2 protein-coding genes are annotated in these 658 nt (G+C 57.1%); both read left to right on the top strand.

The annotated features are described in order from the left end of the window. Positions 1 to 276, top strand: a 276-nt coding sequence (locus tag ABD892_RS10175; protein ID WP_345195511.1) for a hypothetical protein, incomplete at its 5' end; no start/stop codon positions are given. After that, complete coding sequence (locus tag ABD892_RS10170; RefSeq protein ID WP_345193430.1) at positions 273 to 632, top strand: capsid cement protein; 360 nt, start codon at positions 273 to 275, stop codon at positions 630 to 632. The genes ABD892_RS10175 and ABD892_RS10170, both read left to right, overlap by 4 nt. The last annotated feature ends 26 nt before the right edge of the window (positions 633 to 658 follow it).

The following is a 658-nucleotide window of genomic DNA, read 5'->3' as shown; positions in this document are numbered from 1 at the left end:
TCGCTGGACACCGAAAAAGGCGTGGTCTCCTTTGGTGAAGGTGAGCAAAAAACGACACTGGATCAGCGTACCTATCTGCTGAAGTTTCTCTCCGGTTTGCCACAACAGGTGGACTTCAACGAACACAGCAAGGATGACCAGAGCGAGCCGCCGGCATCCTCGGATGAGCTGGCCCGCAAGGCGCTGGCCTACCAGGAACAGGCGCGGAAGGAAGGCCGCATGGTCACCATTACCGAAGCGGTCAATACCATCCGGCAACAGGGAAGCAACGCATGAGCATCAGAAACGACGGGCTGATCAAAACCTTCATTGCCGATGGCGTTTTACAGGGGCGTCGGCTGGTGACCTTCGGTACCGGTCGCATGACCGTGCGACAGGCTAACGCAGCTTCCGATGCCTTGATTGGCATCACCACCCAGATCGGCAGTGAAAACAATGGACGGGTCGATGTCATCGTTTCCGGCATTACGGAAGCGGTGGCCGGTGGAACACTGAGCAAAGGCACCGTGCTCACCAGTAATTCCGAAGGCAAGGTGATTACGGCTACCCAGGCTGCTGACCGGATCATTGGCATCGCACTGGAAGATGCCGAGGTGGGGGATTACGCCGCCATCCTGCTGGCACAGGGCTGATGGTTTCAAAAACGACTTCTGACGGT

The sequence above is a fragment of the Kistimonas scapharcae genome, assembly GCF_039540975.1.
GTDB classification, from domain to species: Bacteria; Pseudomonadota; Gammaproteobacteria; order Pseudomonadales; family Endozoicomonadaceae; genus Kistimonas; species Kistimonas scapharcae.
This window is presented reverse-complemented; position numbering and strand designations above follow the sequence as displayed.

What these genes read in the sequence shown, in the direction of transcription:
- ABD892_RS10170 (WP_345193430.1), top strand. Translation starts at nt 273, where the DNA reads ATGAGCATCAGAAACGACGGGCTGATCAAAACCTTCATTGCCGATGGC.